The organism is Streptomyces sp. NPDC006207 (assembly GCF_040613835.1).
Lineage (GTDB): Bacteria > Actinomycetota > Actinomycetes > Streptomycetales > Streptomycetaceae > Actinacidiphila.
In genome coordinates this window covers 159055-180839 of sequence record NZ_JBEXSX010000005.1, presented here as the reverse complement: position 1 = coordinate 180839, position 21785 = coordinate 159055, and the positions used below count along the sequence as shown (strand labels likewise).

19 protein-coding genes are annotated in these 21785 nt (G+C 74.3%); 9 read left to right on the top strand and 10 right to left on the bottom strand.

What is annotated here, in order from left to right:
- Positions 1-10: 10 nt before the first annotated feature.
- Positions 11-1441 carry an ABC transporter permease gene (locus ABZ312_RS05905; protein ID WP_500326727.1) on the bottom strand — a complete coding sequence of 477 codons (1431 nt, stop codon included), beginning with the start codon at positions 1439-1441 and terminating at the stop codon, positions 11-13.
- A 325-nt stretch (positions 1442-1766) separates the two neighbouring features.
- Between ABZ312_RS05905 and ABZ312_RS05900 the strand changes: the two genes are divergently transcribed.
- On the top strand, positions 1767-3101 hold the full coding sequence (locus ABZ312_RS05900) for a hypothetical protein (RefSeq protein ID WP_500436584.1): 1335 nt from the start codon (positions 1767-1769) through the stop codon (positions 3099-3101).
- Here ABZ312_RS05900 and ABZ312_RS05895 read toward each other — a convergent pair.
- Positions 3089-3811 (bottom strand): LmeA family phospholipid-binding protein, encoded by a 723-nt coding sequence (locus ABZ312_RS05895; protein ID WP_500360446.1) that lies wholly within the window; start codon positions 3809-3811, stop codon positions 3089-3091. The genes ABZ312_RS05900 and ABZ312_RS05895 overlap by 13 nt on opposite strands.
- The gene (locus tag ABZ312_RS05890; protein ID WP_500436600.1) at positions 3808-6054 is read right to left on the bottom strand and encodes an MMPL family transporter; all 2247 of its coding nucleotides are present in this window, start codon (positions 6052-6054) and stop codon (positions 3808-3810) included. The genes ABZ312_RS05895 and ABZ312_RS05890 overlap by 4 nt, the downstream gene beginning before the upstream one ends.
- A gap of 242 nt (positions 6055-6296) precedes the next feature.
- On the opposite strand from ABZ312_RS05890, the gene ABZ312_RS05885 reads away from it, so the two are divergent.
- The 4 genes from ABZ312_RS05885 to ABZ312_RS05870 all read left to right on the top strand — a co-directional run bounded on the left by ABZ312_RS05885 (position 6297) and on the right by ABZ312_RS05870 (position 9801).
- The gene (locus ABZ312_RS05885) at positions 6297-6995 is read left to right on the top strand and encodes a response regulator transcription factor (RefSeq protein ID WP_500326721.1); all 699 of its coding nucleotides are present in this window, start codon (positions 6297-6299) and stop codon (positions 6993-6995) included.
- Positions 6992-7717: a HAMP domain-containing protein gene (locus tag ABZ312_RS05880; RefSeq protein ID WP_500436582.1), complete on the top strand. Its 726-nt coding sequence runs from the start codon at positions 6992-6994 to the stop codon at positions 7715-7717. The genes ABZ312_RS05885 and ABZ312_RS05880 overlap by 4 nt, the downstream gene beginning before the upstream one ends.
- Positions 7690-8358, top strand: coding sequence for a sensor histidine kinase (locus tag ABZ312_RS05875; RefSeq protein ID WP_500436580.1), 669 nt, complete (start codon positions 7690-7692; stop codon positions 8356-8358). Before ABZ312_RS05880 ends, ABZ312_RS05875 begins: the two co-directional genes overlap by 28 nt.
- Before the next feature lie 432 nt (positions 8359-8790).
- Positions 8791-9801 (top strand): aldo/keto reductase, encoded by a 1011-nt coding sequence (locus ABZ312_RS05870; RefSeq protein ID WP_500436578.1) that lies wholly within the window; start codon positions 8791-8793, stop codon positions 9799-9801.
- 24 nt (positions 9802-9825) lie between these two features.
- Here the strand turns inward: ABZ312_RS05870 and ABZ312_RS05865 are convergent, their stop codons facing one another.
- Positions 9826-10329, bottom strand: coding sequence for a GNAT family N-acetyltransferase (locus tag ABZ312_RS05865; RefSeq protein WP_500326717.1), 504 nt, complete (start codon positions 10327-10329; stop codon positions 9826-9828).
- Between the two features lie 53 nt (positions 10330-10382).
- Positions 10383-11552, bottom strand: a complete 1170-nt coding sequence (gene xylA / locus ABZ312_RS05860; RefSeq protein ID WP_499513646.1) for an apurinic/apyrimidinic endonuclease family protein — start codon at positions 11550-11552, stop codon at positions 10383-10385.
- Between the two features lie 73 nt (positions 11553-11625).
- On the opposite strand from xylA, the gene xylB reads away from it, so the two are divergent.
- From xylB to ABZ312_RS05845, 3 genes are all read left to right on the top strand, one after another.
- Positions 11626-13038 carry a xylulokinase gene (gene xylB, locus ABZ312_RS05855; protein WP_500326714.1) on the top strand — a complete coding sequence of 471 codons (1413 nt, stop codon included), beginning with the start codon at positions 11626-11628 and terminating at the stop codon, positions 13036-13038.
- 165 nt (positions 13039-13203) lie between these two features.
- Positions 13204-14355 (top strand): ROK family protein, encoded by a 1152-nt coding sequence (locus ABZ312_RS05850; RefSeq protein ID WP_500326837.1) that lies wholly within the window; start codon positions 13204-13206, stop codon positions 14353-14355.
- Positions 14356-14526: 171 nt separating this feature from the next.
- On the top strand, positions 14527-15414 hold the full coding sequence (locus tag ABZ312_RS05845) for a prohibitin family protein (RefSeq protein ID WP_500326712.1): 888 nt from the start codon (positions 14527-14529) through the stop codon (positions 15412-15414).
- Positions 15415-15504: 90 nt separating this feature from the next.
- Here ABZ312_RS05845 and ABZ312_RS05840 read toward each other — a convergent pair whose 3' ends face one another.
- The gene (locus ABZ312_RS05840; RefSeq protein WP_500326710.1) at positions 15505-16794 is read right to left on the bottom strand and encodes a L,D-transpeptidase; all 1290 of its coding nucleotides are present in this window, start codon (positions 16792-16794) and stop codon (positions 15505-15507) included.
- Positions 16795-17043: 249 nt separating this feature from the next.
- Positions 17044-17427: a hypothetical protein gene (locus tag ABZ312_RS05835; RefSeq protein WP_500436576.1), complete on the bottom strand. Its 384-nt coding sequence runs from the start codon at positions 17425-17427 to the stop codon at positions 17044-17046.
- A 188-nt stretch (positions 17428-17615) separates the two neighbouring features.
- Between ABZ312_RS05835 and ABZ312_RS05830 the strand changes: the two genes are divergently transcribed.
- Positions 17616-17903, top strand: coding sequence for a hypothetical protein (locus ABZ312_RS05830; RefSeq protein WP_500326706.1), 288 nt, complete (start codon positions 17616-17618; stop codon positions 17901-17903).
- A gap of 67 nt (positions 17904-17970) precedes the next feature.
- Here ABZ312_RS05830 and hutH read toward each other — a convergent pair whose 3' ends face one another.
- The 3 genes from hutH to ABZ312_RS05815 all read right to left on the bottom strand — a co-directional run bounded on the left by hutH (position 17971) and on the right by ABZ312_RS05815 (position 21732).
- A complete protein-coding gene (hutH, locus tag ABZ312_RS05825) occupies positions 17971-19551 on the bottom strand; it encodes a histidine ammonia-lyase (RefSeq protein ID WP_500326835.1) in 1581 nt (526 codons plus the stop codon).
- Positions 19552-19677: 126 nt separating this feature from the next.
- The gene (locus ABZ312_RS05820; RefSeq protein WP_500436574.1) at positions 19678-20829 is read right to left on the bottom strand and encodes a GGDEF domain-containing protein; all 1152 of its coding nucleotides are present in this window, start codon (positions 20827-20829) and stop codon (positions 19678-19680) included.
- Between the two features lie 99 nt (positions 20830-20928).
- Positions 20929-21732, bottom strand: coding sequence for an enoyl-CoA hydratase/isomerase family protein (locus tag ABZ312_RS05815; protein ID WP_500326702.1), 804 nt, complete (start codon positions 21730-21732; stop codon positions 20929-20931).
- Positions 21733-21785: the final 53 nt, after the last annotated feature.

The window sequence follows — 21785 nt, the reverse complement described above, 5'->3', positions numbered from 1 at the left end:
GCGGGTGCGGCTACTCGACGCGGCGCAGGGCGTCGGCCGGGCGCAGCCGCGAGGCCCGCCAGCCACCGAAGGTCCCGGCGATCAGACCGCCCGCGACCGCCAGGACCACCGCGAGGACGATGGTGTTGACGCTGACCGGTGCCTGGAGGGCGATCTCGACGGCGTCACCGGCCGCGCGCCGGGCGGGACCGCCGAAGCCACCGGGACCGCCCGCTCCGCCGCCACCGACGGTGGCGTCCAGCGTGGGGCTGATCGTGGTGATGAGGTAGGCGCAGCCGAGGCCCAGGGCGATGCCGAGGGCGCCGCCGATGAGGCCGTTGACGATCGCCTCGCCCATGACCTGGCGGGTCACCCGGCCGCTCTTCCAGCCCAGCGCCTTGAGCGTGCCGAACTCGCGCACCCGGCGGGAGACCGCGGAGGAGGTCAGCAGCCCCGCGACGAGGAAGGCGGCGATCAGGACGGCGACGGAGAGCCACGTGCCGACGTTGGACGCCAGGTTCGAGGCCGTGGACAGCGAACCGGAAACGGTCGAGGCCAGGTCGGCGGAGGTGGTGACCGTCGTGCCGGAGACGTTCTTCTGGATCGCGGACTTGACGGAGCCGATCTTCTGGGAGTCGGCGGCCTGGACGTAGATCGTGGTGACCTTGTCCTTGGCGTCCGCGAGCGTCTGCGCCTGCTTGAGCGGGATGTAGACGTTGGCGGAGGAGGAGCCGCTGTCGGCGGTAGCGATGCCGATGATCTCGAACTTGGTGCCGGAGATCGTGACCGTCTTGCCGACGGTCAGCTTCTTCTGCTTCGCGTACGCGCTGTCGAGCACGGCGACCTTGGCGTCGTCCTGCGCGCTGGTGAAGGTCCTCCCCGAGGTGATCTTCGACGAGGTCAGCGGCCCGAGGGCGGGGTGCGCGACGTCCGTGCCGAAGACGGTGAAGTTGTTGATGTCGAAGTTGGCTCCGCCGCCGCGCACCGTGCCCTGCGGCTGGCCGCTGCCGCCGCCCCGCTGCCGGTTGCCGCCGCCCGGGGCCTGCTGGAACTCACCGCGCTGGAACTGGCCGTTGACCTTGATGACGACCAGGCTGAGCCCGCCGACCGCGTCCTTGACCCCGCTCTGCTCGGAGACCTGGTCGACGACCGAGGACTTCAGCGACTGGAAGCCCTGCACCATGACGCGGTCGCTGCTCTGCTCCTTGTCGTCGCCGCGCGCGTCGAACTGGAAGCGCGGTCGCTGCGCGGAGGCCGAGTCGGGGTCGGCGGCCTTGGTGACGGTCATGTCGGTGCCCAGGCCGTACAACGACTCCAGCACCTTGCCCTGGGCCTGCGTCATGCCGGCCGACACCGAGTTGACGGTGATCACCAGGGCGATGCCCAGTGCGAGGCCCATCGCGATGACGAGCGCCGCCTTTCTGCGGCGTCGGAGTTCGCGCCGGAGGTACGTGAAGAACATGCCATTCCTCGCCGAGTCAGGAAAACGGGAAGCGGGAGGGAGGCGGTGCCTGTCTCTCCACTGCGACGACGGTAGGAACCAGCGGTGATGAGAGCCTGAGCGGTGGATGAGAGCCGTATGAGAAACCCTCGCGCCGGGGCGGTGCGGCCACTGCAGTACCTTGCCCTGGACCCCCGCGCGCCCGCCGGGCCGGGCCGGTGGCGGATTCGCGGAAGGCCGGGGCGGGGGCGCGGGCCGGATGAGAAGGTCGGCGCCCGGCGAGGAACGTCCCGGCGGGGAGACCGGCGGGGGCACGAGTGACCGCACGACGTGGGGAGACGCGGATATGACGGACGGAACACCGTGGGGCGGCGGCGGTTGGGGCCCCGGTCACGGGACCGGCGGCGGCACGGGAGGCGGCGGCTTCGGACCGCCGCCCCCGCCGGCGCCGCCGTACCCGCCGCAACCGCAGGCCCACCACGGAGCGCCCTGGTACCCGCCGCACAACGGCTACCCCGCACCGCCGCCCCGGCGGCGCGGCCCGCTGCTGGCCGTGGCGGGACTGGCCACCGCGGCCCTGGTCGCCGGCCTCCTCATATGGGCTCCCTGGAGCGGTTCCGGCGACGGCAAGGGCCCGGCGGCGACCGCGCGCAAGGACCCGGCGGCGGAGGCCGAGCGCATGCTGCGCGAGGCGGCGGACACCTTGGGCGAGGCCCAGGTCGTCTCCTACCGGGGCGACTTCGCCCTCGACAGCGGGACGAGCACCCCGTTCGACCTGCAGACCACGCCCGGCGGCTGGGGCCGTGGCTCGCTGCAGGACGAGGGCGCCACCGTGCGGCTGCTCACCACCGACGACCACCGCCTGACCAAGGCCGACAGGGCGTACTGGAAGGACCGCGGCTACGCGGGCGACCTCCTCGACCGGATCGACGACCGCTGGCTGGACTCCTCCGCCGACCTGCCCGAGATCGACGACCTGACGACCCCCCTGGACCCGGCCAACGTCTCGGCGCTGCTCCGTGACGCCGCCGACCGCGGCCGCCCGGACGCCATCTCCTCCTCCACGGTCGCCGGACGCCCCGTCAAGGTGCTGACCACGACCGGCGGCCGCTTCTGGATCACCGACTCCGCCCCCCGCACCCTGCTGCGCCTGGCCGCGGGCGACTCCCCCGCCGCCTCGGGGCCGCTGCCCCTGCCCGACGGCCTGGACACCACGGTGGCCGTGCTCACCGGCGCCGACCGCGAGACCTTCACGACCGCCTACGACCGGGACCTCGCCGCCCTGAAGTCGGCCGTCGACCCGGCGGTCAGCTTCAGCACCACGGGCAAGGCCCGCTTCTCCCCCTGCGGCAACACCAGTTGCACCGCCCGCTTCACCCTCCAGAACTCCCTGTACGACGCCCTGGACGACCCCGAGACCACCGACGACCCCGTGTACGCGGAGATCAGCATCGCCATCACCCTCGACGGCCGCAAGGTGAAGACCTGCGTCTTCCACAAGAAGATGAAGCCCTCCGGCACCGTGTCGCTCATCTGCACCGCCACCTACAGCGCCGCGACCACCAAGGACCACACCGTCCGCGGGCTTCCCGACGCCTGGGCGCGCGCGGTGCCGGACGACGAACTCTCCCGGCTGCGCGCGGACTTCGCCAGGGGCGTCGTGGACGGTCAGGCGGCCTGAGCCGCCCGGCGGGGCAGCGCCGCGCGGCCGCCGTCGAGGGTGACGTGCAGGCCCTCGGACGTGACGTCGACCGAGGTCGCCCGCAGGGCGAGGGGGTAGCGCGCCCGCGGGGCCCGGTCGGCCAGCCGCCGCTCGATCCGGTCGACGACCGCCGGCGCGGCGGCCTGGCCCAGGAGCTCCGCGCCGGTCACGGTGACCGCCACCCGGCCGTCACGGAGCATCGGACGGACCGTCACCCAGGCAAATCCGCCGCCGAGTTCGAACCGCAGCGTGCCCGCGACCGGGTCCGGCACGACGGCCGTGACCGGCAGGCCGCCGTCCGTACTGCCGCTCCCTGAGCGTGCGCGCAACGACCCGGCGGGAACGCGGACGTCGGCATGGGACGACGCCACGGTCGGTGCGCCGCCGAAGCGGAGGCCGTCCAGGCGTAGGCGCACCGAGGCGCCGTGCAGCCGCCCCACGGTGACGTCGTCGCCGGCGACCTCGACGCGGTCCAGGCGCCGGTGCGCGAGCGCGGCCAGCGCCGGCCCACCGCCGGTGTCGACCGCCACCCGGTCCGGGGCGACGCCGAGGGCGCGGCCCGCCGCGGCCGCGACGCGGTGGTGGACGACGCCCCGCGCGACCAGCTCACCGGCCCCGCCGGTCAGGGCCGTCAGCGCGACGGACACCACCAGCACGGTCCTGACCCGGCGCCACCGGACGGCCGTCACCGCGTCTTCCCGGCGGCCTCGGCGCCGGCGGGCGCGGGAACGTCCTGCGCGGCACGGCCGCCGCCCTCCGGGTCCAGGCGCGGCAGCAGCCGGTCCAGCCAGGACGGGATCCACCAGTTGGCCCGGCCGAACAGGTACATCGTCGCGGGGACGAGGAGCAGCCGGACGATCGTGGCGTCGACGACGACGCTCACCCCGAGCCCCAGCGCCAGCATCTTGACGACCACGTTCGCCGACAGGAGGAAGGCGAGGAAGACGCTGGTCATGACGATCGCGGCGCAGGAGATGACCCGGGCGGTGGCGGCCAGCCCGTGCGCCACGCTCCCGTGGTCGTCGCCGGTGGCCAGCCAGGACTCGCGGATCCGGGAGAGCAGGAAGACCTCGTAGTCCATGGACAGCCCGAAGACGATGGCGAACATCATCATCGGGACGTAGGACTCCACCGGCACGCTCTCGCCCACGCCGAGCCACGGACCGCCCCAGCCCCACTGGAAGACGGCCACGACCACGCCGTACGCGGCGCCGATCGACAGCAGGTTGAGCACCGCGGCCTTGGCGGCGACCAGCGGGCTGCGGAAGACGGCGAGCAGCAGCAGGAAGGCCGCGCCGACGACCACCGCGACGATCACCGGCAGCCGGTCCACCACGACGTCCCGGAAGGCGAGTTGGGCCGCCGTGGCCCCCGTGACGTGGCCCTGGGCACCGGTGCCCCGCAGGGCGGCGGGCAGCACGTCGTCCTGCAGGCGGTGGACGAGGTCGGAGGTGGAGCGCTCCTCGGGCCCGCCGCCCGGGGTGACGGTCGCGACGAGCAGGGCGCCGTCGGGGGTCTCGGACGGGGTGGTCGCGGCGGCCACGTCGCCGGCGCCGGTGAGGGCGTCGTGCAGTGACGCCGCGAGACGTTCCCGGTCGGCCGTGGTCCGGATGCGGTCGGGGTCCAGGGCGACGACCACGGTGAGCGGGCCGTTGGTGCCGGGGCCGAAGCCCTCGGAGAGCAGGTCGTACGCGCGGCGGTCGGTGTTGCCGGCCGGGCCCGCCCCGGCGTCGACGTGCCCCAGCCGCATCGAGGCCAGCGGCACGGTGAGCACCCCGAGCGCCAGCACGCCCGCGGTGAGGAAGAGCCAGGGGCGCCGCCCGACGGCGCGGGCCCAGCGGTGCCAGACGTCGGCGCCGCCCGGGGCGGGTTCGTCCACCGGCGTGCGCACCGACCAGCGGTCGATCCGGCGGCCGAGCAGCCCCAGCAGCGCGGGGGTGAAGGTCAGTGAGGCCACGGCCGCGACCGCGACGGTGACGCCCGCGGCGGCACCGAGGGTGCCGATGAAGACGACCCCCGAGGCGTACAGGCCCGCCAGGGCCATCGCCACCGTCACGGCCGCCACGATCACGGCCCGGCCGCTGGTGGCGAGGGTGCGTCCGGCGGCCTCCGCGGGGTCGTCGACGGTGTGCAGCAGCCCACGGTGGCGCGTGGTCAGGAAGAGCGCGTAGTCCAGGCCCACGCCGAGGCCCATCATCGTGGCCAGCGTGGGGGCGGCGGCGCCGAAGGACCAGGCCGCCGCGAGCAGCCCCAGCAGGGCCGTCCCGGCGCCCAGCCCGAGGACCGCGGTGAGCAGCGGCAGTCCCGCCGCCGCGAGGCTGCCGAAGCCCAGCAGCAGCACGGCGACCGCGGTTGCCAGGCCGATCGCCTCCGAGGCCCGGTCCGCCGCCTTGGGCCGCGCCAACTGGCCCAGCGGACCGCCGTACTCCACGGTGACGCCGTCGGCGCGCAGCGCCGAGACCGCCGCGTCGACCTCGGCGACGTAGGAACGGTCGAGGGTCGCGGGGTTGGTGTCGAAGCGGACCCCGACGTAGCCGATGGCGCCGTCGGAGGAGACCGCGCCCGGGGTGGTCAGCGGGCCGGCCGCGGACAGGACGTGCGGCAGGTCCGCCACGCGGGCGACCGCCGAGGCCACGGCGTCCCGGTGGTCCGCCAGCCCGCCGTGCCGTGCCCGCAGCACGATCTGCGAGGCGGTGCCCCGGGTGCCGGGCGCGCCATGGGCGTCGAGGAGGTCCGCGCCGGTCTGGGCGGAGGTGCCGGGCAGCGCGAAGTCGTCCTGGTACGCACCGCCCCAGGCCCGGTCGGCGGCGACCGCGGCCAGCAGCACGAGCAGCCATGCGGCGATCACCCGCCACGGGTGCCGGGCGCAGCCGCGTCCGGCCCGGTGCAGCAGACCGGGTCCGGCGGTGCGGGGCGGGTGGGTCCTGCGCAGCAGCAAGGCGACGGCGACGAGCGCGACGACGCCCGCCGCCAGGGTGGCGCCGAGCAGTGCGGGCTCCGCGCCGGCGTGTGGGAATGCCACGACCTGTTCCTCCCTCCGCCCGGCCGGTCCGCCGGGCACCGCCCGCATCGTGGCGGACGGACGCAAGGACGGCGTTGACGGAATGTTCGGGGAGTGTCAGGATCCCCGCCGCCCGCGGGGCCGCGGGGATCCGGGTGGCTAGCATCGGGGCCATGGCGGAAGAACGAGGCCTCGTCCTGGTCGTCGAGGACGAACGGCACATCGCCGACCTGCAGCGGCTGTACCTGACCCGGGAGGGCTTCGGCGTCCACGTGGAGACCGACGGGCCCTCCGGGCTCGCCGCGGCACGCCGGCTGCGGCCCGTGGCGATCGTGCTCGACATCGGACTGCCCGGGCTCGACGGCACGGCGTTCTGCCGTGCGCTGCGCGACGAGGGCGACTGGACGCCGGTCCTCCTGGTCACGGCACGCGACGAGGAGGCCGACCGGATCCTGGGCCTGGAACTGGGCGCGGACGACTACGTCACCAAGCCCTTCTCGCCCCGCGAACTCGTCGCCCGCGTCAAGACCGTCCTGCGCCGGGTGGACGGCCCGCCCCGCGGCGGACGCCCGCGCACCCTGGGCCCGGTGGCACTGGACCCGGTGCGCCGGACCGTCCACAACGACGGTGAGCCGCTCACCCTGACCACGACGGAGTTCAACCTCCTGGCGTGCCTGATGGGCCACCCCGGCCAGGTCTTCACCCGTGACCAGCTGCTCGCCCACGTCTGGGGCGCCCCGGACTACCGCGAGGGCCGTGTGGTCGACGTCTACGTCTCCCAGCTGCGCTCCAAACTCGGCGACCCCTCCCTGATCCGTACGATCCGCGGCGTCGGCTACAGCGCCGCCCCACCCCGCCCGGCCCCGGCATGACCCCTCGCGGTTCGCTCGCCGGGAACCTCGTGCTGCTCACCACCGCCGTGGCGGCCGTCGCGATGCTGCTGGCCGGGCTGGCGTCGTGGCACACGATCCGCACGACCGCCGAGGCGCAGGAGCGCGACCGGCTCGCACGGCAGGCCGACGTGCTCAGCCGTACCCCGGCGCTGTCGTCCCTGCTGCTCGAACGCGAGCAACGGCTGGCCGGGTCGAACGGCGTCGAGCTCGCGGTGGTCGCGCCGGACGGTACGACGGCAGGGCCGGCGGCGCCCGCCGTCACCACGGCCGTGCTCGCGGCGCTGCGCGGCGGGGACTCCGCGTCGGCGACGGCCGCCCTCGGCGGGCGTGCCGTGCTGGTGGAGGGCCATCCGTCCGCGGGCGGCGGCGCGGTGGTGCTCGCCAAGCCCTTCACCGCGGTCGACGACGCCGCCGCCCGCATCCGCGGCGCCCTCGCGCTGCCCCTGGCCGCCGGTCTGGCGGGCGCGGGCGCAGCCGGTGCGCTGCTGGCCCGGCGCCTGGCCCGTCCCCTGACCGCGGCGGCCCGCACCGCCCACCGCCTCGCCGCCGGCGAGCGCGGGCTCGCCCTGCCGGACGACGGCCCGGCCGAGGTCGCCGAACTGTCCGCCGCGCTCACCGCCCTTGACACCGCCCTCGCCGCAGCGAGAACCGGCAGCGCGCGTTCCTGCTCTCGGTGTCGCACGAGATCCGCACCCCGCTGACCGCCGTACGCGGTTACGCCGAGGCCCTCGCCGACGGGGTGATCGGCCCCGACGGCCTCCCCGCCACCGGCCGCACCCTGCTCGCCGAGACGGGCCGTCTCGACCGCTTCGTCCACGACCTGCTGGACCTCGCCCGCCTGGAGGCCGACGACTTCCGGCTCGACGCCGCGCCGACCGACCTCGACGCCCTCGTCGAGGACGCCGGCGCCGTCTGGGCCGACCGCTGCGCCCGCCACGACGTGCGTTTCCGCCTCGAACGCCCGGGCCGCCCGCTGCTCGCCGACACCGATCCCTTCCGGGTCCGCCAACTCCTCGACGGCCTGGCCGAGAACGCGCTGCGCGTCACCCCGGCCGGCCGCCCGCTCGTGCTGGCGCTGCGCGCCGAGGGCGGCGGCGAGGGCAGCGAGGCCGTGTTCGAGGTCCGCGACGGCGGCCCGGGACTGACCGAGGACGACCTCACCGTCGTCTTCCAGCGCGCCGCCCTCGCCACCCGCTACCGCGGCGTCCGCCCCGTCGGCACCGGCCTCGGGCTCGCCATCGCCCACCGCCTCACCACGGTGCTGGGCGGCACCATCTCCGCCGCGTGCACCTCCCCCGAGGGCGGTGCCTGCTTCACGGTGCGGTTGCCGACGCGCACGTGAGCACGTGGGTGCGGCGCCGTCGTGGTTGCGGTGCGTTGTCGTGTGCGGGTTGCTTGCGCCTGCGGCGGGCGGTTTCCCCGCCGCCCGCCCTCCCCCGGCCGAAGGCTGGGGGAGACGAGCGGGGAACCCGGCGCCGAATGATGTGGTCGTAAACCGCGAGCGCTGTGGGGGTCCCCCCGGCCGAAGGCTGGGGGAGTGCGCCGGCGCGGCACCGACCCAGGCACACGGAGCGCAGGCCCGCACTGACCACGCCGGGCAATCGGGAGGGAGGGCGGGGCAGCCCGCCGCAGGCGCAACGCACCCGCACACAACAACCGGGCAGCCCGCCGCAGGCGCAAGCAACCCGCACACGACAACGCACCGCAACCACAACCCCCCGCCCCGGGCACCGCACTTGCCGGGAGTCCACTCGAAGAGGTTCGCTGGTACTCCATGAGGTACACACAGCTCGGCCGCACCGGCCTCAAGGTCAGCCGCATCGTCCTGGGGACGATGAACTTCGGCGGGCAGACGGACGAGGCCACCAGTTACACGATCATGGACGCCGCGCTGGACGCGGGGGTCAACTTCTTCGACACGGCGGACATCTACGGCACCGCCGAGGACAAGGGCCTGACGGAGAAGGTCATCGGCTCGTGGTTCGCGCGGGGCGGGGGCCGCCGCGACAAGGTGGTGCTGGCCACGAAGGTCTACGGGAACATGTCGGCGGACGGGAAGGCGTGGCACGAGGAGTCGTGGCCGAACCACGACCGGCTCAGCGCCCTCAACATCCGCAGGGCGGTCGAGGCCAGCCTGCGGCGGCTCGGCACGGACCACATCGACGTCTACCAGTTCCACCACGTCGACCGGCGCACCCCGTTCGAGGAGATCTGGCAGGCGGTGGACGTGCTGGTCCGCCAGGGCAAGATCCTCCACGCGGGTGCGTCGAACTTCCCCGGTTACAAGATCGCGCGGGCCAACGAGGCGGCCGCGAACCGCGGTTCGATGGGCCTGGTCAGCGAGCAGTGCCTGTACAACCTGGCGGAGCGCCGCGCCGAGCTGGACGTGATCCCGGCGGCGCAGGAGTACGGGCTCGGTGTGATCCCGTGGTCACCGCTGCACCAGGGGCTGCTGGGCGGCGCGCTGCGCAAGGAGCGGGAGGACGGCGGGGCCCGCACCAAGGTGGGCCGGTCAGCGGCGGGGCTGGCCGACCCGGTGGTCCGGGCGCGGGTGCAGGCGTACGAGGACCTGCTCGGCAAGCACGGACTGGAGCCCGGCGAGGTCGCGCTGGCCTGGCTGCTGACCCGGCCCGGGATCACCGGGCCGATCGTGGGGCCGCGCACGCCGGAGCAGTTCTCCTCGGCGTTGCGCGCGGTGGACCTGGAGCTGGACGAGGAGCTGCTGGCGGGTCTCGACGAGATCTTCCCCGGACCGGGCCCCGCCCCGGAGGCCTTCGCCTGGTGACCGGGTCCGGTGGCGCCGGCCCGATCAGGCCCGCGCCACCGCGAGCCGCTTCGTCAGCACGCGCTCGGGGCGCCCGTCCGGCATGACCCCGCCGGGGCCCCCGTCGTCCGCGAAGCCGTTGCGCACGTAGAGCGCCGTCGCCGCCGTGTTGCCCTCCGCGACCGCGAGGTGGAGCAGGGCGACGCCCGCGGTGCCCGCCGCCCACTCCTCGACGGCCCGGATCAGCAGGTCGGCGACGCCGCGGCCGCGGGCCTCGCCCGCCACCCACATCGAGATCAGCTCGGCGCTGTCCGGCAGCTCGCCGGGCACGCCGCTGGCCATGCCGCGGGGCCGGCCGTCCACGAGGGCGACCAGGTTGTACGAGCCGGGCAGGGCGAGCCGGTCGCGCCAGCGTTCCTCGCGGTCGCCGTCGCCCTGCCAGTCGGCGAGCCGGGCGCCGAAGGCGTGCGGCGCGTCGGCGAGTGCGGTGAGCCGCAGCTCCCGCCAGAGCGGCCAGTCGTCGGGGGTGAGCACGCGCAGTTCGATCACCCCCGCAGGGTGCCGCCGGGCCGGGCCCGGCGGCAACCCGGTTTCCGCGGGGCTCAGCGGGTGCCGAGCAGGTGGTCCATCGCGAGCTGGTCGAGCTGCTCGAAGGCGGACCCGCGGGTCGCGACGGCGTCGGCGTCGAACTCCTCGTAGGCGCCCCGGTCGGCGAGCAGGTCGGCCAGGGACTCGCCCTCGCCGAGGGTCGGCTGCGCCAGCTGGTCCAGGCGGGCGGCCTTCAGCGCGTCCTGCACGGCCGGGTCGGCGCGGAACGCGGCGGCACGGTCCTTGAGGATGAGGTAGTTGCGCATGCCGCCGGCGGCGGACGCCCACACACCGTCCATGTCCTCGGTCCGCGGGGGCTTGAAGTCGAAGTGGCGCGGGCCCTCGTAGCCGGCCGACTCCAGCAGGTCGACCAGCCAGAACGCCGAGCGCAGGTCGCCGGCGCCGAAGCGCAGGTCCTGGTCGTACTTGATGCCGGTCTGGCCGTTGAGGTCGATGTGGAAGAGCTTGCCGTGCCACAGCGCCTGGGCGATGCCGTGCGGGAAGTTCAGCCCGGCCATCTGCTCGTGACCGACCTCGGGGTTGAGGCCGACGAGCTCGGGGTGGGCCAGCTCGTTGATGAACGCCAGCGCGTGGCCGATGGTCGGCAGCAGGATGTCGCCGCGCGGCTCGTTCGGCTTGGGCTCGATCGCGAAGCGCAGGTCGTAGCCCTGCTCCAGGACGTACTCGCCGAGGAGGTCGAAGGCCTCCTTGAAGCGGTCGAGGGCGACCCGCACGTCCTTGGCGGCACCGGACTCGGCGCCCTCGCGGCCGCCCCAGGCGACGTAGACCTTGGCGCCCAGCTCGGCGGCGAGGTCGATGTTGCGGATGGTCTTGCGGAGCGCGAAGCGCCGGACCTCGCGGTCGTTGGCGGTGAAGCCGCCGTCCTTGAAGACCGGGTGCGTGAAGAGGTTGGTGGTGGCCATCGGCACCTTCAGGCCGGTGGCGTCCAGGGCCTGGCGGAACCGCTTGATGTGGCCCTCGCGGGCGGTGTCGTCCGAGCCGAAGGGGATCAGGTCGTCGTCGTGGAAGGTGACGCCGTACGCGCCGAGCTCGGCCAGCCGGTTGACGCTCTCGACGGGGTCGAGGGCGGGCCGGGTGGCGTCGCCGAAGGGATCGCGGCCCTGCCAGCCGACGGTCCAGAGACCGAAGGTGAACTTGTCCTCGGGGGTGGGGGTGAAACTCATCGCGGCGGCTCCTATTCGTAAGACCACTGAACAAATTAATATGCCATCGCCGCTTTGTGAAGGGAGCCGCAGGATGGGTAACGGACCGATCGCGCTGGGTGTGGACAGCTCCACCCAGTCGACCAAGGTGCTCGCAGTCGACGTGGAGACGGGCGAGGTGCTGGCCAGGGGACAGGCCCGGCACACGGTGAGTGAGGGCGCGGGCCGCGAAACCGACCCCGAGGTGTGGTGGCGTGCGCTCGGCGCCGCGCTCGCCCAGATCGGGCCGTACGCGGAGCGCGCCGACGCCATCTCGGTCGGCGGCCAGCAGCACGGCCTGGTCGTCCTCGACCCGGTCGGCCGGCCCCTGCGGCCCGCCCTGCTCTGGAACGACGTGCGGTCCGCCCCGCAGGCCGCCGCGCTGGTGGAGCGGCACGGCGCCGCGTACTGGGCGGAGCGCTTCGGCAGCGTGCCCGGCACGAGCTTCACCGTGACCAAGTGGGCCTGGCTCACCGAGCACGAGCCGGAGACCGCCAAGGCCGCCGCGGCCGTGCGCCTCCCGCACGACTTCCTCACCGAACGGCTCGGCGGCGCCGGCGTCACCGACCGGGGCGACGCCTCCGGCACCGGCTGGTGGGCCACCGACACCGAGACGTACGACGAGGCCCTGCTCGCCGAGATCGGCCTCGACCCGGCCCTGCTGCCCCGGGTCCTCGGCCCCGGCGAGGCTGCGGGGGTCACCCTGCCCGGGCTGCCGCTGCGCGAGGGCGTCCTGGTCGGCGCGGGCACCGGCGACAACGCCGCCGCGGCCCTCGGCCTCGGGCTCCTCCCCGGTCAGCCCGCGCTGAGCCTCGGCACCTCCGGCACGGTCTACACCCCCGCCGCCACCCGGCCCACCGACCCCACCGGCATCGTCGCCGGCTTCGCGGGCGGGCACGGCGACTGGCTGCCGCTGGCCTGCACCCTCAACTGCACCCTCGCCGTCGACAAGATCGCGGGGCTGCTCTCCCTGGACCGGGAGGCGGTCGAGCCGGGCGGCGGCACGGTCCTGCTGCCCTTCCTCGACGGCGAGCGCACCCCCAACCTGCCGTACGCCTCCGGGCTGCTCACCGGGCTGCGGCACGACACCACCCCCGGGCAAATCCTCCAGGCCGCGTACGACGGCGCGGCGTACGCCCTGCTCACCGCACTCGACCAGGTGCTCGCGGTCGACGGCACCACCTCCGACGAGCCCCTGCTGCTCATCGGCGGCGGCGCCCGCGGCACGGCGTGGCGGGAGACCGTACGCCGTCTGTCGGGACGGGCCGTCCGGATCCCCGTCGCGGACGAGCTGGTCGCGCTGGGCGCGGCCGCGCAGGCCGCCGGCCTGCTCACCGGGGAGTCCCCGCAGGCCGTCGCCCGCCGCTGGGACACCACGGCCGGCCCCTCCTACGACCCCGTCCCGCGCGACGACGCCGCGCTCGACCGCCTCGCGGCGGCGCTGGCCGACTCCTTCGACGTGCGGTGAGCCCGTCGCCCCGCCCGGGGTCCGGCCGCCGGGCGGGGCGTGCGAGGGTGGGGGCAGGACGACGTTGACCAGGACGGATGACGGACGAGAGCGGAAGGGGACCGGGGCGTGGCGGAAGGGCCGGGGTCGCAGGCGGGGTTGCGACGGCGGAATCTGGCGCTGGTGATGCGAGCCGTGGCGGAGCACGGCGAGGTCTCGCGCGCGGCCGTCGCCGCCGAGGTCGGGCTGACCCGGGCCACCGTGTCGACCCTCGTCGACGAGCTGCTCGCGGCCGGCCTGCTGGTGGAGCTGGGCACCCAGCGCCCCGGCACGGTCGGCCGCCCCGGCACCGCCCTGGCGCTGAACGACACCGGTCCGGCGGGCCTCGGCGCCGAGGTCGGGGTGGACCACCTCGCCGCCGTCGCGGTCGACCTGCGCGGCACCGTGCGCGCCCGGGCCCGCGTCGAGGCGGACAACCGCGGCCGTCCGGCGCCGGAGGTGCTGCGCGAACTCGCGGCGCTCGTCGGCGAGGTGCGGCAGGAGGCGCGGGCCGCCGGACTGAGCGCGGCCGGACTGACGCTCGCCGTGCCGGGCCTGGTCGGCCGGGACCGGCAGGTCGTGATGCGGGCGCCGAACCTCGGCTGGGAGGACGTCGACGCCGCGGGCTGGTTCGACCGGGCAGGGGCCGACGGCCTGGCCGGAGCCCGCATCCCGGTCACCGTCGAGAACGAGGCCAACCTCGGCGCCCTCGCCGAGCTCTGGCTGGGCGGCCACGAGGGCGTCACCGACTTCGTGCACGTCTCGGCGGAGATCGGCATCGGCGCGGCGCTGGTCGTCGACGGCCGGCTGTTCCGCGGCGCGCGCGGCTTCGCCGGGGAGCTCGGCCACGTGCCCGTGCACCCGACGGGCCCGCGCTGCTCCTGCGGGGCCCGCGGCTGCCTGGAGCAGTACGCGGGCGAGGAGGCCGTGCTGCGGGCCGCGGGCATCGCCCCGGAGCGGCCGGACGCGCTCAAGGCCCTCCAGGCGGCCGCCGTGGAGGGGGACCCGGCGGCGTTGAAGGCGCTCGCGGCCGCCGGGCAGGCCTTCGGGATCGCGCTGAGCGGCGCGGTCAACCTGCTGGACCCGCAGGCCGTCGTGCTGGGCGGCACCCTGGCCTCGCTGGCGCCGTGGCTGCGCTCGGCCGTCGAACGCGAGCTGGGCCGCCGCGTGACGGACCGTCAATGGCGCACGGACGCCGTGCGGGTGTCCCGGCTGGGCCGCGAGGGCGTGCTGCTCGGGGCGGCGTACAGCGTGGTGCGCTCCGTCCTGGACGACCCCCAGGCGCTGCGGACGCGGTAGCCCGCCGGGGCGCCGCCCCGCCAGGGCCCGCGTCCGGACCCGGCGACAGCCTCGCAACGGCTCGTCACGGCTCGTCACACGAGGTACGGAACCGTCACCTCGGGCCGTTACGATGCGCTGCGCGGCGCGGCCGGGGGGCGGCGCCGGTCCGTGTTCCGGAGGGGGATCCCTGTGTTCGTGCTGTCCATCCTGCTGCTCACGGCGGCGGTCGTGCTGTTCTTCGTCGCCCGGGGCCAGAGCTCCGTCGGCTGGAAGCTGGGAGCGGCGCTCAGCGCCCTGGCGGGCGTGCTGGCCGGCGTCTTCGCGTGCGTCCACGTCGTGAGCGCCTACGAGGTCGGCGTCCCGGTGACCTTCGGCAAGGTCGGCTCCCCGCTGACCTCCGGCATCCACTTCAGGTCGCCGTTCACCGACGTCACGTCGTTCTCCACGCGCCCGGTCGACCTCGATCTGCACGACAAGGACGTGGTCGAGGTGCGCTCCTCGCAGGGCGGGGTGCTCTACGCCGACGTGACCATCAAGTGGGCCGTGGTGCCCGCCAAGGCCGTCGAGCTCTACCGGCTGGCGGGCAACGAGGAGGCCATCCAGTCGCGGCTGGTGATGCCGGACAGCCGCGAGATCATCCGCAACGTCTTCGCCAAGCACAGCAGCGAGGAGGGGTACGCCTCCGCCCGCGAGCGGATCGGGTCGGAGATCGACGCCCTGATCAAGCAGCGCCTCGCCCCGCGCGGCATCGACGTCACCGCGGTGAACCTGCGCAACGTGCGGCCCTCCGACCAGTTGCAGGAGCAGATCGACAAGAAGATCCAGCAGCAGCAGGCCACCGAGCGGGCCGTCGAGGCGTCCAGGACGGCCAAGGCCGAGGCGGAGCGCAAGCGGATCGAGGCGGAGGGCATCGCGAGCGCCAACCGGATCATCGCGCGGTCGCTGAGCGACAAGGTGCTGTACAACCAGTGCCTGGACGCCTACCGCGAGGCCGCGAAGTCCAATCCCGTGTACGCGGTTCCCTGCGGCACGGGCGCGAACGGCTCCCCGGTCATCGTGGACGGCACGAAGGACTGACGGCCCGCGCGAGGAGGGCGCGAAGGACGCCACAGGGGCCCGGAACCTCATGGTTCCGGGCCCCTGTCGCCGTCCGGGGCGGGAGCGGTCTCAGACCGCGCTGCCGGCCTTCCAGGCGCTCCAGTTCATGTTCCAGCCGTTGAGGCCGTTCGCCGGGTCGACGGTCTTGTCCTTGGAGTTCTTCACGATCACGACGTCGCCGACGATCGAGTTCGTGTAGAACCAGTAGGCGTCGGTGGAGGTGTCCTTGGCGCCCTTGGTGTCGTTCAGGCCCACGCAGCCGTGGCTGGTGTTGACGGCGCCGAACACCGAGTCGGCGCCCCAGTAGTTGCCGTGGATGAAGGTGCCGGACGTGGTCAGGCGGATGGCGTGCGGCACGTCCTTGATGTCGTACTCGCCCTTGCCGTCGTCGTCGGTGAAACCGACCGTGGCGCCGTTCATCCGGGTCTCGGTGAACTTCTCCGACATCACCATCTGGCCGTTGTAGGTGGTGTTCTCGTCCGAGCCGGCGGAGATCGGGATGTTGCGGATGACCTTGCCGTCGCGCACGACCTTCATCCGGTGGGTCGAGGCGTCGACCGTCGAGACCTGGCTGCGGCCGATCTTGAAGCTGACGGTCTTGTCCTGGACGCCGTAGATGCCGGAGGAGCCCTCGACGCCGTCGAGGTTCAGCTTGAGCGTGACGGTGGAGCCGGCCTGCCAGTAGGACTCGGGGCGGAAGTCGAGCCGGGTGGAGTTGAACCAGTGGCCGACGACCTCCTGGCCGCTGCTGGAGGTCACCGCGATCGCCGACTGGACGGCCTTCTTGTCCTCGATCGCCTTGGTGAAGTTGATCGAGACCGGCATGCCCACGCCGACGGTCTGGCCGTTCTCGGGCGTGTAGTAGCCGATGAAGCTGTGCGCGGAGGTGACCGTGGTGAAGGTGGAGTTCTCGGCGGCCTTGCGGCCCTTGCCGTCCTCCGCCTTGGCGGCGATCTTGTACTGGGTCTCCCGCTTCAGCGGGCCGTCGGGCGCCCAGCTCGAGCCGTCCGCGGAGATCGTGCCCTTGACGGCGGAGCCGTCGGCGACCGAGGTCATGGTGACGCTGGTGAGCTCACCGTCGGTCACCTGCACCTTGGCGCCCGTGTTGATGCTGACGTCGCTGGCGCCGGTCTTCGGGGTGATCGATATTCGGGCGTCCGAGGAGTCCTTGGCCGCCTGCTCGTCGACCGAGGCCTGCGACTTGGCGTTGTTGTCGGAACCGGCCGTGCCCGCCTTGTCCCCCCCGCAGGCGGTCAGCGAGATCGCCCCGACGGCGAGCAGCGCCAGAGCTGCCAGCCCGGCTCGCCGCTTGCGCGAGGGACTCGTGTCGGTGGCTGTGCCGGTCTCGGCGCGCTTCACACAGATCTCCAATGTCTTCCGGTACGCGTTTCCCCCGGCCCGCGTGCGTCGCGGGCCACGGCCCTCGATCGAGCCTCACTCGTACGTCCAGGAACTGCCAGGGTCTTTGGTCCGTTCCCCCACCCCGGGAAGTGTGGGGAAGAACACGTGCGTGACGCACGTGACATGGGCGCGGTCACGCGGCCCGTGCGAAACCCCGGACCCGTGAGGGGCCCGGGGCGGGTGAGTCACGCACTGCCGAAGACGCGTTCAGCGTCCCTGCGGTTCCTCCTCCTCGATGTCGGCTTCGTCCGCCTCGTCGTCCACCTCGTCGTCGTAGAGGTCCCACTCGTCGGAGTCGGGGTCGTACTCGGTGTGAGCACAGGACCAGGACGCTTGCACCAGTTCGATCCCCGGCACGCTGGTGACCAGGTCGAACGGATCGACCAGGTAGGCCAGCGCCTCCGACTCGTCCTGCCGCACCGACGCCTCGGCGTGCTGCCGCTCGTCGTCCGGCATGTACTCGTCGCCGCCGATCTGGTCCAGCGCGGCGTCGGTCAGCTCGCCGGACCCGGTGATCTCCAGGACCAGCTCCACCTGGAGCCGCACGTAGCGCGGCCCGCTCTCCCCGGTGGGGATGTCAGTAGTGCTCATGTGACGGAGCGTATGCGGGGGAACGGCCCCCGTTGCGCAGGCAGTCCGCTTCCGCGCGGAAGGATACCCGCGGCGGCCCTCCGCGAACCCGCGGAAGCTCCGGTTTCGGGGTCGAACTTCCCTCAGCGGCGGTTGTCTCACTACCATCGGCCTTCACGGTCAAGTCGCCGCAACCGCTGGGGGATCCGTTGACCTCGCACCGTCCACCCGCCTTCGTCGCCGTCACGGCTGCCGCCGTCCTCGGCGCCCTGTACTTCGTGCCCAACGCGTCCGCCAGTGCCGAGCACACGGCGAACACGAGCGCGCAGTCGTCCGTTTCCACCGCCACCACCGGGTCGGGCACCGACCCGGGACAGCACCTGGCGGACACCGGCAGCGTCGACACCACGCCGTACCTGGTCGGCGGGACCGCCTTCCTCGGCCTGGGCGCGGCGCTCGTGATCAACGCGAGCCGCCGCGCCCGCGAGATGTACTAGGCACTGCCGCCCCGGAACCCGCCCGCCCCGGCCGGAGGCCGGGGCGGTGTCGGTGTCGGGGTGGGGGTCAGGCGAGCGGGCCGGTGACCGACTCGGCCGCCGCCACCAGACCGCCGCCGCGCACGAAGTCGTACGCCGCCTCCAGGTCCGGGGACAGGAAGCGGTCCGGACCGGGGCCGCCCACTCCGGCCTCGCGCGCCGCCTTCAGCACGGCCTGGGTCGCCGGGGCGGCCACCAGTACCTCGCTGCCCTGCACGCGCAGCTCGACGGCGCGCGACGCGGCCATCAGCTCGACCGCCACGATCCGGGCCAGGTTGTCCACCGCCTGCCGCAGCTTGCGCGCGGCCGACCAGCCCATCGACACGTGGTCCTCCTGCATCGCCGAGGACGGGATGGAGTCCACCGAGGCCGGGACCGCGAGCCGCTTGTTCTCGCTGACCAGCGCGGCCTGCGTGTACTGGGCGATCATCAGGCCGGAGTCCACGCCCGGGTCGTCGGCCAGGAAGGCGGGCAGGCCGTGCGAACGGCTCTTGTCCAGCAGCCGGTCGGTGCGCCGCTCCGCTATCGACCCGAGGTCGGCCGCCGCGATGGCCAGGAAGTCCAGCACGTAGGCGACGGGGGCGCCGTGGAAGTTGCCGTTGGACTCCACCCTCCCTCCCCCAGAGCCTTCGGCCTGGGAGGTACCCCCAGCGAAGACGACCGGGTTGTCGACGGCGGAGACCAGCTCGCGGTCGGCGACCGTCATGGCGTGCGTCACGGTGTCCCGGCCGGCGCCGGCCACCTGCGGGGCGCAGCGGATCGAGTACGCGTCCTGGACCCGCGGTGCGTCGTCCTGGTGGTGCCCGGTGAGCCCGGAGCCGGCGAGCACACGGCGCATGTTCTCGGCGCTGGCCGCCTGGCCGGGGTGCGGGCGGATCGCGTGCAGCTCGGGGGCGAGCACCTTGTCGGTGCCCAGGAGCGCCTCCATCGACAGCGCGGCGGTGACGTCGGCGGCGGTGAACAGCCGGCGCAGGTCGTCGATGGCCATCACGAGCATGCCGAGCATGCCGTCGGTGCCGTTGATGAGGGCCAGGCCCTCCTTCTCGCGCAGCTCGACGGGCTCGATGCCGTGCTCGGCCAGCAGCTCCGCGGCGGGGCGCACGACGCCGTCGGGGCCCTCCGCCTCGCCCTCGCCCATCAGGACCAGCGCGCAGTGCGACAGCGGTGCCAGGTCGCCGGAGCAGCCCAGGGAGCCGTACTCGTGGACGACGGGGGTGATGCCGGCGTTGAGCAGCGCGGCCATCGTCTCGGCGACGACCGGACGGACACCGGTACGGCCGGAGGCCAGCGTCTTCAGCCGCAGGAACATCAGCGCGCGCACCACCTCGCGCTCCACGTGCGGGCCCATGCCGGCGGCGTGCGAGCGCACCAGGCTGCGCTGCAGCTGCACGCGCAGCTCGGGGCTGATGTGCCGCACCGCGAGCGCGCCGAAGCCCGTCGAGACGCCGTAGACCGGCTCCGGTTTCGCCGCCAGGGCCTCCACGACCTCGCGCGCCGCGGCGATCCCGGCCAGCGCCTCCGCCGACAGCTCGACCCGCGCACCACCGCGGGCCACCGCCAGCACGTCCTCCGCCGCGGCCCCGTGGGCCCCGATCACCACGTTATGCATACTCATATTCACGAACCCTACGGACTGAATCGCAACCTGTCACGTGCCCGACGGGCCTCTTCCGCGCGGCCCCCGCCGCACCCGCCGGCCCGTCCCATGGTGCGCTCCCCGGGCCCCGGGCCGGCTTCAGTCCCGCCCCCGGAAGCGGCGCCGCTCCACGTCATGGCCCGCGGGCTGGTCGGCGAGCCGGACCACCGGGTCCTCGGGCGCCCCGCGCCCGGCGACCACCGGCTCCACCGAGTGCAGGGCCTTCGCCCGGTACTGGGCCGCGTCCGCCAGCCGGAACAGCCGGCGCCCCGAGGTCACCACGCCGATCTCGGCGTCCGTGGACGCCACCCCGACCGCCACCCCGTCGCCCAGCCCCAGCCACTTGGTCCGCACGCACAGCTCCTCGGCGACCGCCACGACCTGCTCCGCGCGGTGCCCGACCGACAGCAGGCAGAACTCGTCGCCGCCCAGCCGCGCGACCAGGCTGCCCTCCAGTGCCGCCCCGCACAGCGACAGCACGGAGCCGAAGCCGACCAGCAGCCGGTCGCCGACCGCGTGCCCGAGCTGGTCGTTGACCCGTTTGAGCCCGTTGAGGTCGCAGACCATCAGGCTCACCGGGGTCCCGTCGGCCCGGTGCCGTTCCACCGCCTCCTCCAGCCGCTGGTCGACCGCCCGCCGGTTGGCCAGCCCGGTCAGCGGGTCGGTGAAGGCCAGCCGGCGCACCTCCGCCAGCCGCTCGGTCTGGGCGATCCCGGCCGCGGTGAGCGCCGCGAGCACGGTCGCGAACTCGGCGTCGTCCCGGTCGAAGACCGGCCGCCCGGCGCCCCGGGCCACGTACAGCTCGCCCCAGGCGAGCCCGTGCAGCATGATCGGCGCGACGACGCAGGAGGTGCGGCCGCGCCGCCGCAGCGTGGCCACCCGCTGGTGGCAGTAGGCGCCAGTACGGCCCGCCGCCGGGCCCTCGGCCGTCTCGATCCAGGCGTGCGGCTCGCCGCCCTCGGTCCACTTGGCGTGCAGGAACTCCACGATCTCCGGGAAGTCCGCGACCGAGTACACCTCCTCGACGGGCTGCGGCTCCTCGCCGGGCGCCAGGTCCCCGTCGTTGACCAGCACCCGCAGCCGTCCCCGGTCGCGCTCCCAGCGGGAGATCGCCGCCATGGAACCGCCGAGGGCGATCCGCGCCGAGGACGCGGCGGCGACGGCCGCCTCCATGGGCGACTTCGCCGCCGCCACCGCCCGCGCGAGTTCGGCGACGGCGCGCAGTCGAGTGTCCCCGCCGGTGCCGTTCATGCGCCCGTCTCCTGTCACCCGCAGACTTTTTACCAGTTTGCGACGTTCGCACGGCCCCGCACGTTACGCGCCCGTCGGCGCGGTCGTTTTCCGCCTCAATCACTCACCCGGCCACACCGGGTCGCGCTTCTCGTTGAAGGCCGCGACACCCTCGGTGCGGTCCCCGGAGAAGGCGACCGTGCGCCACGCGGCGTCCTCGACGTCCAGCCCGGTCCGCAGGTCGGTGCCCTGGCCCAGCCGCAGCGCCCGCTTGGCCGCACGCAGGCCCACCGGCGAGTTCCCGGCGATCCGCGAGGCCAGGCCGAGCGCCTCCACGCGGTCCTGCCCCTGCTCCGCGAGCACGTCCACCAGACCCAGCGCCAGCGCCTCCGCCGCGGGCACCCGGCGCCCGGTGAAGATCAGCTGCGCCGCCCGGGCCGCGCCCACCCGGCGCGGCAGCAACTGCGTGCCGCCGCCACCGGGGATCACGCCCACCGTGACCTCCGGCAGCCCCACGACGGCCGTCGGGTCGGCGACGATCACGTCGCACGCCAGCGCCAGCTCGTACCCGCCGCCGAGGGCGAAGCCGTGCACCGAGGCCACGGACGGCATCGGCAGTTCCAGCACGGCCGTGTAGGCGGCCCGCGTGTACGGGCGCTGCCGCGCGAGGTCGGCGTCGGTGAAGGAGTTGCGCTCCTTCAGGTCGGCGCCCACGCAGAACGCCCGCTCGTGGGTCGAGGTGAGCACGGCACAGCTGACCGACCGGTCGGCGGACAGCGCCGCGCACGCCTCGGTGACCGCCCGGGCCATGTCCGTCGAGATGGCGTTCATCGCCTTGGGCCGGTCCAGCACCAGTTCCGCCACCCGCCCGGCGTCACCGTGCCTGCGTACCGCCACCCACTCGCCAAACCGCTGCTCGGCCATCGCGCCGCCACCTCCGGGTCGCTGTTAACGATCGTGAACCGTCGACCGCCAGC

What these genes read in the sequence shown, in the direction of transcription:
- ABZ312_RS05905 (WP_500326727.1), bottom strand. Translation starts at nt 1,441, where the DNA reads ATGTTCTTCACGTACCTCCGGCGCGAACTCCGACGCCGCAGAAAGGCG.
- ABZ312_RS05900 (WP_500436584.1), top strand. Translation starts at nt 1,767, where the DNA reads ATGACGGACGGAACACCGTGGGGCGGCGGCGGTTGGGGCCCCGGTCAC.
- ABZ312_RS05885 (WP_500326721.1), top strand. Translation starts at nt 6,297, where the DNA reads ATGGCGGAAGAACGAGGCCTCGTCCTGGTCGTCGAGGACGAACGGCAC.
- ABZ312_RS05880 (WP_500436582.1), top strand. Translation starts at nt 6,992, where the DNA reads ATGACCCCTCGCGGTTCGCTCGCCGGGAACCTCGTGCTGCTCACCACC.
- ABZ312_RS05870 (WP_500436578.1), top strand. Translation starts at nt 8,791, where the DNA reads ATGAGGTACACACAGCTCGGCCGCACCGGCCTCAAGGTCAGCCGCATC.
- xylA (WP_499513646.1), bottom strand. Translation starts at nt 11,552, where the DNA reads ATGAGTTTCACCCCCACCCCCGAGGACAAGTTCACCTTCGGTCTCTGG.
- xylB (WP_500326714.1), top strand. Translation starts at nt 11,626, where the DNA reads ATGGGTAACGGACCGATCGCGCTGGGTGTGGACAGCTCCACCCAGTCG.
- ABZ312_RS05850 (WP_500326837.1), top strand. Translation starts at nt 13,204, where the DNA reads ATGCGAGCCGTGGCGGAGCACGGCGAGGTCTCGCGCGCGGCCGTCGCC.
- ABZ312_RS05835 (WP_500436576.1), bottom strand. Translation starts at nt 17,427, where the DNA reads ATGAGCACTACTGACATCCCCACCGGGGAGAGCGGGCCGCGCTACGTG.
- hutH (WP_500326835.1), bottom strand. Translation starts at nt 19,551, where the DNA reads ATGCATAACGTGGTGATCGGGGCCCACGGGGCCGCGGCGGAGGACGTG.
- ABZ312_RS05820 (WP_500436574.1), bottom strand. Translation starts at nt 20,829, where the DNA reads ATGAACGGCACCGGCGGGGACACTCGACTGCGCGCCGTCGCCGAACTC.
- ABZ312_RS05815 (WP_500326702.1), bottom strand. Translation starts at nt 21,732, where the DNA reads ATGGCCGAGCAGCGGTTTGGCGAGTGGGTGGCGGTACGCAGGCACGGT.